The organism is Roseomonas acroporae, assembly GCF_023223525.1.
In the GTDB taxonomy this organism is placed as follows: Bacteria; Pseudomonadota; Alphaproteobacteria; order Acetobacterales; family Acetobacteraceae; genus Roseomonas_E; species Roseomonas_E acroporae.
The window spans coordinates 1-8,023 of record NZ_JALPRX010000107.1 but is presented as its reverse complement, the minus strand read 5'-3'; the positions used below and the strand labels follow the sequence as shown (position 1 = coordinate 8,023).

At 73.8% G+C, this 8,023-nt stretch carries 8 protein-coding genes; 3 read left to right on the top strand and 5 right to left on the bottom strand.

Annotated elements, in window-relative coordinates; genetic code table 11:
- Positions 1 to 104: 104 nt before the first annotated feature.
- The 5 genes from M0638_RS22435 to M0638_RS22415 form a co-directional block, all read right to left on the bottom strand.
- On the bottom strand, positions 105 to 1,460 hold the full coding sequence (locus M0638_RS22435; protein ID WP_248669192.1) for an aspartate aminotransferase family protein: 1,356 nt from the start codon (positions 1,458 to 1,460) through the stop codon (positions 105 to 107).
- Positions 1,457 to 2,347 carry a MurR/RpiR family transcriptional regulator gene (locus M0638_RS22430; protein WP_248669191.1) on the bottom strand — a complete coding sequence of 297 codons (891 nt, stop codon included), beginning with the start codon at positions 2,345 to 2,347 and terminating at the stop codon, positions 1,457 to 1,459. The genes M0638_RS22435 and M0638_RS22430 overlap by 4 nt, the downstream gene beginning before the upstream one ends.
- A 49-nt stretch (positions 2,348 to 2,396) precedes the next feature.
- Positions 2,397 to 2,723 carry a HigA family addiction module antitoxin gene (locus M0638_RS22425; RefSeq protein WP_248669190.1) on the bottom strand — a complete coding sequence of 109 codons (327 nt, stop codon included), beginning with the start codon at positions 2,721 to 2,723 and terminating at the stop codon, positions 2,397 to 2,399.
- Positions 2,724 to 2,734: 11 nt separating this feature from the next.
- On the bottom strand, positions 2,735 to 3,013 hold the full coding sequence (locus M0638_RS22420; RefSeq protein WP_248669189.1) for a type II toxin-antitoxin system RelE/ParE family toxin: 279 nt from the start codon (positions 3,011 to 3,013) through the stop codon (positions 2,735 to 2,737).
- Positions 3,014 to 3,221: 208 nt separating this feature from the next.
- Positions 3,222 to 4,328 carry a substrate-binding domain-containing protein gene (locus tag M0638_RS22415; RefSeq protein ID WP_248669188.1) on the bottom strand — a complete coding sequence of 369 codons (1,107 nt, stop codon included), beginning with the start codon at positions 4,326 to 4,328 and terminating at the stop codon, positions 3,222 to 3,224.
- Between the two features lie 200 nt (positions 4,329 to 4,528).
- Between M0638_RS22415 and M0638_RS22410 the strand changes: the two genes are divergently transcribed.
- From M0638_RS22410 to M0638_RS22400, 3 genes are read left to right on the top strand one after another with little or no spacing between them, the layout of a single operon-like run.
- Positions 4,529 to 5,890: a uracil-xanthine permease family protein gene (locus M0638_RS22410; protein WP_248669187.1), complete on the top strand. Its 1,362-nt coding sequence runs from the start codon at positions 4,529 to 4,531 to the stop codon at positions 5,888 to 5,890.
- Entirely contained in the window at positions 5,880 to 7,313 is a 1,434-nt protein-coding gene (locus tag M0638_RS22405; protein ID WP_248669186.1) for an amidohydrolase family protein, read from the top strand. Before M0638_RS22410 ends, M0638_RS22405 begins: the two co-directional genes overlap by 11 nt.
- Positions 7,310 to 8,023: a TSUP family transporter gene (locus tag M0638_RS22400; protein WP_248669185.1), complete on the top strand. Its 714-nt coding sequence runs from the start codon at positions 7,310 to 7,312 to the stop codon at positions 8,021 to 8,023. Before M0638_RS22405 ends, M0638_RS22400 begins: the two co-directional genes overlap by 4 nt.

Below are 8,023 nucleotides of genomic sequence, written 5' to 3'. Positions count from 1 at the left end.
TAGGGTCCGGGAAGGGCAGAGCCCTTCCCGGGGGTGGATGGGTTCCAAGGAAGGCGAAGCCTTCCTTGTGCGGAAGGGGTCCGGGGAAGGCGACGCCTTCCCCGCTAGCGCGGCAGCGACGCGATGGCCGCGTCCACCGCCTCGCCGAGGCGCTCGACGATCAGGTCGATCTCGGCGGGCGAGGCGATGAAGGGCGGGGCCAGCAGCACGTGGTCGCCGCGCACCCCGTCGGCGGTGCCGCCCGAGGGGTAGCAGGCGAGGCCGCGCGCGAAGGCCTCCTGCTTGATGCGCAGGTGCAGCTTGTGGCCGGGCTCGAAGGCGGCCTTGCCGCCGCGGTCGGCCACCAGCTCGATGGCGCGGAACAGGCCGCGGCCGCGGATGTCGCCGACATGGCGGTGGTTGCCGAAGCGCTCGACCAGCCCCTGCTCCAGCCGCTCGCCCATGGCGACGACGTTGGCGAGCAGGTTCTCCTCGCGCAGCACGGTCTGCACGGCCAGGGCGGCGGCGCAGGCGGTGGGGTGGGCGAGGTAGGTGTGGCCGTGCTGGAAGGCGCCGGTGCCGGCGGCGATGGCATCGCGTACCTTGCGGGAGACCAGCACCGCGCCGATCGGCTGGTAGCCGCCGCCGAGCCCCTTGGCGACGGTCTGGATGTCGGGGCTGACGCCCTCCTGCTCCCAGGCGTGCAGCGTGCCGGTGCGGCCCATGCCGCACATCACCTCGTCGAGGATCAGCAGCGCGCCGTGGCGGTCGCAGACCTCGCGCATGGCGCGGTAGTAGCCGGCCGGGGCGGTGACGCAGCCGGCGGTGGCGCCGCCCACGGTCTCCGCGACGAAGGCGGCGACGGTGTCGGGGCCGAGGCGCTGGAATTCGGCCTCCAGCTCGGCGGCGAGGCGGGCGACGAAGCCGGCCTCGTCCTCGCCCGGGCGCTGCTCGTGATAGGCGAGCGGCGGCGAGACGTGGCTGAAGGCGGGGGAGAGCAGCGGCGCGTAGGGCTCGCGGCGCCAAGCGTTGCCGCCGGCCGAGAGGGCGCCGAGCGTGTTGCCGTGGTAGCTCTGGCGGCGGGCGATGAAGTGCGTGCGCCGGGGCTGGCCGATCTCCAGCACGTATTGCCGGGCGAGCTTGAGCGCCGCCTCCACCGCCTCGGAGCCGCCGGAGACGAAATAGACGGCGGCGAGGCCGCCGGGCTCGTGGCCGACGAGGTTCTCGGCCAGGGCCTCGGCGGGCTCGGAGGAGAAGAAGCCGGTATGGGCGTAGGCGAGGGTTTCCGCCTGGCGCTTGATCGCCTCGATGACGCGCGGATGGCCGTGGCCGAGGCAGGAGACGGCGGCGCCGCCGGAGGCGTCCAGGATCTCGCGGCCGCCCTGCTCCACCAGCCAGACGCCGTGGCCGCCGACCGCGATCGGCGGCGGCACGGCGCCGCGGTGCATGATGCGGCTGGTGCGCGGGGGCAGGGCGTTCATGGCTGGGGCTCCGGGTCGGGCAGGTATTGCGAGAGGGCGGCGAGGCGCGATTCCGTCTCGCGCAGGCGGACCAGCGCGGCCTCCCCGCCCAGGGCGAAGGCGGCGGCGGCGAGCGCCTGCGCGGTGGCCAGCGCGCCGGTGAGGCTGGGGAAGAAGCCGGGGACAGCAGCGGCCTCGAACAGCAGCAGGTGGTCGGCGCCCTCGGCGATGGGGGCGAGGGGCGTGTCGGCCAGGGCGATCAGGGTGCAGCCGGAATCGCGCGCGGCGCGGGCGGTGAGCAGGCTGGCGCGGGAATAGGGGGCGAAGCCGGTGAGGATCACCGCGTCGCCGGCGGCGAAGGCGCCGAGGTCGAGATCCTCCGGGCCGGCGCCGCCGACGAGGCGCACCGTGTCCGGGCGGAACAGGCGGAGCTGGTAGTGCAGCAGCGCCGCGACGCCGCGGCAGGAGCGGAAGCCGGCGGCCCAGAGCCGGGGGGCGGCATGCAGGGCGCGGGCGGCGGCCTCGATGGGCGCGGGGTCGAGCCGCGCCAGGGCGGCGGCGTCCGCTTCGAGCATGCCGGCGGCGAGGGGGCGGGCGGACGGCTCGGCGGCCGTGTGCGGGCGGGTGGCGCGGTTGGAGAAGGGGGCGCTGGGCGCGGGGCGGCGGGCCTCGATCAGCGCGGCGCGCAGCTCCTCCCAGCCGGCATAGCCGAGCGCCTGGGCGAGCCGGGTGAAGGTGGCGGGATGGGTGCCGGCGGCGGCGGCGAGGTCGCGCATCGAGCGCGTGGCGGCGTCGAAGTCGTGGCCGGCGAGGTAGCGGGCGGCGTCGCGCAGGCGGGGCGGCAGGTCCGGGAGGGCCCGGCGAAGCTGGTCGATGGGGGCGGCGGCGCCATGAACGAAATGTTGCATCAATCCAGATTGGATGCAACATATGTTTCATAGACGACAGGCCGATCCTTCACGCGGCCTGCGCCATCGCTGCCCGCGCGATGTCGAGATCATGAGCGGTCTGGAGGTTCATCCAGAACTCGGCACTGGTACCGAGGCGATGGCCCAGCAGGATCGCTGTCTCGGCCGTGATGCGGCGTTCGCCGTTGACGATGTGGGTGATGCGGTTCTTCGGCACGCCGATATCGGCGGCGAGCCGGTAGGCGCTCAGGCCCAGCGGTTCGAGGAATTCGGCCCGCAGCACCTCGCCGGGGGTGATCGGCGGCAGGCTCTCGCCGGTGGCGACGTCGGACAGGTCGACCCGGCCAGCATCGAGGTCTTCACGGCGGATCATCATGCTGCCTCCTCTCAATGGTAATCCACGATTTCGACCCGATGGGCACCATCCCGCCAGACGAAGCACACCCGCCACTGGTCGTTGATGCGGATGCTGTGCTGGCCGATCCGGTCATCCTTGAGTGCTTCGAGCCGATTGCCCGGCGGGGAGCGAAGGTCTTCCAGCGTCGTGGCCGCATGGAGCATCCGCAGCTTCCGGCGCGCCACCCTGGCGAGATCGGGCGGGAAACCCTTGGGAAGCTTTCCCTGGAAGACAGCCGCCGCGACTCTGTCCCGGAAGCTCTCGATCATGGCGTTACGTATCGCGTACCCGATGCGGTACGTCAAGCATAACCATCGGACACTGCTATCCGGCGCCCGGGCGCGTCCGCCCCTCGCTGCCCAACGCCTAAGCAAACCTCTGGAGGTTTGCGCATGGACAAATGGCGAAGCGGGCTTGCGCAGCCTGCCTCCGCTGAGGTCGATCCGTGGCGCAGCCTGCGCAAGCCTGCTCAGCCGCCTATGCCGCCGGCACCGAGGAACGGCGCGGCACCAGGTCCGGCAGCGGGGCGAGGCTGACGCGCGGCGGGGCGCCGGCGAGCTGCTCCAGCATCAGCTCGACGGCCAGCTCGGCGATGCGGTCGAGGTGGAGGTCGACGGCGGTCAGCGGCGGGTCGCAATTGCGGGCGCGCAGCCCGTCGTAGCGGGTGGCGAGGCGGACATCCTCGGGCACGCGGCGGCCGCTGGCCCGGACGGCGCGGACGGCGCCGACGGCGAAGGCGTCCACCGGGACGCAGAGCGCATCGAGCGCCGGGTCCTCCGCCAGCATGGCGGCGGCCATGGCCTCGCCGGCGGCCTCGCCCTCGCGCTCGTCGGCGCGGCGGACCAGGGCGGGCATGCCGTGGCACGCGGCGAATTCGCGGTAGGCGGCTTCCGTCTCGACGTAGGAATTGCGCGGCTGCCCGCCGATCAGCAGGCCGGTGCGGCGGGCGCCGGCGGCGCGCAGGTGGTCGAGCAGCAGCGTCGCCGTCTCGCCCGAACGCAGGTCGACATGGGCGAGGTTTTCCGCGCCGGGCTGGCGGCCGATGGTGACGACCGGAACGCCGCGGGCGCGCAGATGCGCGACGTTGGGGTCGTCGGCGAGCGGTTCGAGGACGAGCGCGCCGTCGATGCCGAGGCGTTGCAGGGCGGGGCCGGGCTGGTCGAGCGGCGGCACCAGCACCAGGGCGAGGCCGCGCTCGATGGCGAGCGTCGCGGTGACGGCCGCGATCTCCATCAGGAAGCCGAGGCGCGAGGGGCCGGCGGCGACGGCGAAGGGCATGGCGGAGAGCAGCGCGATGCTGTCCGCTTGGCCGGTGCGCAGGCGCTGGGCGCGCAGGTTGGGCGTGTAGCCGAGGCGGCGGGCCGCCTCGCGCACCGACTCGCGCGTGCCGGCATCGACGTAGCGGCGGTCGTTCAGCGCGTTGGAGACGGTGGCGGGCGAGACGCCGGCGGCGCGGGCGACGTCGATCACGGTGGGCTTGCGGGGCGGGGCGGTGGCCGGCGCGGCCTGGGCCGCGTCCGGCGCCGCCCCGGCCGGCATCGGCCCGGGAGCGGCCTTCGGTGCCGAGGTGGGCGACTGGGCCAAGCGGCGGAATCTCCGGAGGACGTGGCGGGGTGGTCCGGCGCCCGCCCGGGCAGGCGCGACCGGCGTGGAAGGCGGCGCGGGCGAGTAGAGCACCCCCGGCGGGATCAAAAAACCTTTTGCGAAACCTCTTAAAACGTTTTAGGAAGCTGCCAACGAACGCCAGACGCCGGCTTCCCTCCCCTCCCCCGGAAGCCCCGCCCATGTCCGCCGCCCCGATTCATCCCGTGGACGAGGTCCTGCCGCTGCGCCGTCTGCTGCCCTTCGGGTTGCAGCACGTGCTCGTCATGGCCGCCTCGCCGATCACCGCCGCCTTCCTGGTCAGCCGCGCGCTGGACCTGCCGACGGCGGTGACGGTGGACCTGATCAGCGCCACCTTCCTGGTCTGCGGCATCGGCACGCTGCTGCAATCCTTCGGGCCGCTCGGCATCGGGGCGAAGCTGCCCTTCATCATGGTGCCGGGCGGCGCGCCGATCGTGCTGTTCGTGACCATCGCGCGGCAGACGGACCTCGCCACGGCGACCGGGGCGGTGATCCTGACCGGTCTGTTCTACCTGCTGGCCCTGCCGGTGTTCCGGCGCTGCCTGCGCTTCTTCCCGCGCCTCGTCGTCGGCACCATGCTGATCCTGGTCTCGGTGAACCTGATCGCCATCTACGGCGGCATCATCACCGGGCGGCCGGGCACGCCGGGCTTCGGCGATCCGGGCAATCTGGGCCTCGCCATCGCCACCATCCTGCTCACCGTGCTGTTCGTGCGGCTGCTGCCGGGGATGTTCGGGCAGCTCGCCGTGCTGCTCGGGCTGCTGGCGGGGGCGGCGATCGCGCTGGTGACGGGCGCCATGAACCTCGGCGGCGTGTTCGACGGGCCGCTGCTCGGGCTGCCGACGCCCTTTCCCTTCGGCATGCCGCACTTCAACCTGGTGGCGGCGCTGCCGCTGGTGCTGTTCAGCATCATCTCCATGGCCGAGGCGACCAGCCAGACGGTCGCGATCTCCGAGGCGGTGGGGCGCGAGGGGGATGCGCGGAAGACGGTGCCGCACACCATCCTGGGCGACGCGGTGGCCTCGCTGCTGGGCGGCTGCCTCGGCACCTCGCTGATCATCACCTCGGGCGAGAACATCGGCATCGTGCAGGCGACAAGGGTGCGCTCGCGCTACGTGACGGCGGTGGCGGGCGCCATGCTGGTGCTGATCGCCTTCCTGGCGCCGCTCGGGCGGCTCGCCAACGCCATCCCGGCGCCGGTGGTGGGCGGCACGGCGATCATCGTCTTCGCCATCATCGGCGTGATGGGCGTCGAGCTGCTGCGCAAGGTGGAGCTGAAGGACAACCGCAACCTGTTCATCGTGGCGGTGGCGCTGGCCTTCGGCCTGCTGCCGATCCTGGTGCCCGGCCTGTTCGGCAAGTTCCCGCCCATGGCGCAGATCATCCTGGGCAACGGCCTCGCCATGGGCACGCTGAGCGCCGTGGTGTTCAACATCCTCTTCCACCATCTCGGGCGGCGCGAGGCCCCCTCCCCCGCCGAGACCCTGCCGCTGCCCGCCGCGGAGGCGAACCATGCCGACTGAACAGGAATTGCAGGCCGCCCTCGCCGCGCCGGAGAAGCTGCTGCTGCCCGAGCAGGTGCTGCTGCCGGAGGGCACGCGGCGCGGCCAGGCGGTGCTGGTGCGCGACGGGCGCTTCGCCGCGGTCGGGCCGGCCGACGGGATCGTGGCGGCGAACCCGCACCTCGCGCCGGTCACGCTGCCGGACACGCTGCTGATGCCGGGCTTTTTCGACGCGCACCACCACCTGACGCAGGCCTTCGGCAAGGGGCTGGCCTTCGGCGAGCCCTCCGAGATCTTCCGCCGCATCTGGGTGCCGCTGGAGGCGAGCCTCGATGCCGACCTCGTGCGGCTGGCGGCGAAGCTCGCCGCCTTCGAATCGCTGCGCGGCGGCTTCACCACCGCCGTCGATGCCGGCACGCGGGCGGAGGAATACACCGGCGCCATCGCCGAGGCGGCGCGCGACACCGGGCTGCGCTGCGTGCTGGCGCAGATCTGCAACGACGGCGACGGCGCCGACCCGGGCCCTATCCTGCGCCGCGCCGACGCGCACCTCGCGCGCTGGCAGGGGGATTCGCTGGTGCATCCCTCACTCGCCATCTCGATCCCCGAGGCGGCGACGGATGCCATGCTGGGCGCGGTCTATGCCCGCTGCGCCGAGGCCGGCGTGGTGTTCCAGACCCATGCCAACGAGCATCTGGTGGCGGTGGAACGCTCGCTGATCGCCCGCGGCCTGCGGCCGGTGGAACATCTGGCGGCGGCCGGGGCGCTGGGGCCGAACGCGCTGCTGGCGCACGCCACGCTGCTGACGCCGCGCGAGCTGGCCATGCTGCGCGAGACCGGGACGGCGGTGGCCTACAACCCCGTCGCGACGCAGTGGAAGGGCAACGCCGCCGCACCCGCCGAGCTGATGGCGGCGATGGGCATCCGCTTCGGCATCGGCACCGACGCGACGCGCGCCGACGCCTTCCGGCTGCTGGACGCGGCCGAGGCGGTGCAGCGCACGGCGTTCGGCCTGGCCAACGGCGACTTCTCGGCGGGCGGCGGCTGGCTGTGGGTGGACCACGCGACGCGGTCCGGCGCCGAGGCGTGCGGGCTGGGCGGGGTGACGGGGGCGATCGCCCCCGGCCTCGCGGCGGACTTCCTGCTGCTCGACCTCGCCGTGCCCTCGATGCTGCCCTCCTGGGACCTGAGCTGGGAGCTGGTGCGCTTCGCGGCGCGGGACCAGATCACGGCGGTGTTCACCAACGGCGCGCTGCGGCTGTGGCAGGGCTGGCCGGTGGACTGGGACGCGCGGGCGCTGATGCGCGAGGTGACGGCGCGCGTCGAGGCCGCCGTGGCGCGGGCGCCGATCCAGCGCATCCACCCCACCGCCGACCTCCACCGCGCCCGCCACGCGGCGGCCGACGCGGCACGCGCCCAGGGCGCCGCCTGGAGCCGTTCGTGACCCTTCTCACCATGCTCGTGCTCGCCGCCGTGGTGGCGGTGGCCGCCTTCGTGCAGGGGGCGCTCGGCGTCGGCTTCGCGCTCATCATGGCGCCGCTGCTCGGCGTGCTGCTGCCCGGGCTGATGCCGGGGGCGCTGCTGCTGCTGATGCTGCCGCTGAACGCCGCCGTCGCCTGGCGCGAGCGCGGGTCGCTGGACTGGGGCGGTATCCGCCGCATCACGGTGGGGCGCGTGGCGGGGGCGGTGCTCGGGCTCGCCGTGCTGCTGGCGGTGCCGGCGGGGCAGTTGCAGATCCTGGTGGGGGTGGCGACCATCCTGACCGCGCTGGTGACGCTGGCGGCACCCCGCTTCGAGCCGAACCGCGCCGCCTTCCTCGGCGCCGGCGTGGTGACGGGCGTGACCGAGACGGCGACCGGCATCGGCGGGCCGCCGCTGGCGCTGGTCTACCAGCACCGCCCGGCGCCGGTGCTGCGCGCCACGGTGGCGGCGTGCTTCCTGATCGGCGAGGTGCTGTCGCTGGCGCTGCTGCTCGGCACCGGGCGGCTGGCCTGGGAGCAGGCCTGGCTGGCGGGGCTGCTGGTGCCGCCGCTGGCGCTCGGCGTGGTGCTGAGCCGGCGCGCGGGGGCGAGGCTGGCGGGGCCGCGGTTCCGGATGCTGATCCTGGGCTTCGCGATCGTCTCCGGCGTGGTGTGCCTGATCCCGACGGGGTGA

Excerpts from the sequence above, each read along its gene's own strand:
- M0638_RS22405 (WP_248669186.1), top strand. The coding sequence starts at position 5,880 with ATGCCGACTGAACAGGAATTGCAGGCCGCCCTCGCCGCGCCGGAGAAG.
- M0638_RS22420 (WP_248669189.1), bottom strand. The coding sequence starts at position 3,013 with ATGATCGAGAGCTTCCGGGACAGAGTCGCGGCGGCTGTCTTCCAGGGA.
- M0638_RS22435 (WP_248669192.1), bottom strand. The coding sequence starts at position 1,460 with ATGAACGCCCTGCCCCCGCGCACCAGCCGCATCATGCACCGCGGCGCC.
- M0638_RS22430 (WP_248669191.1), bottom strand. The coding sequence starts at position 2,347 with ATGCAACATTTCGTTCATGGCGCCGCCGCCCCCATCGACCAGCTTCGC.
- M0638_RS22410 (WP_248669187.1), top strand. The coding sequence starts at position 4,529 with ATGTCCGCCGCCCCGATTCATCCCGTGGACGAGGTCCTGCCGCTGCGC.
- M0638_RS22425 (WP_248669190.1), bottom strand. The coding sequence starts at position 2,723 with ATGATGATCCGCCGTGAAGACCTCGATGCTGGCCGGGTCGACCTGTCC.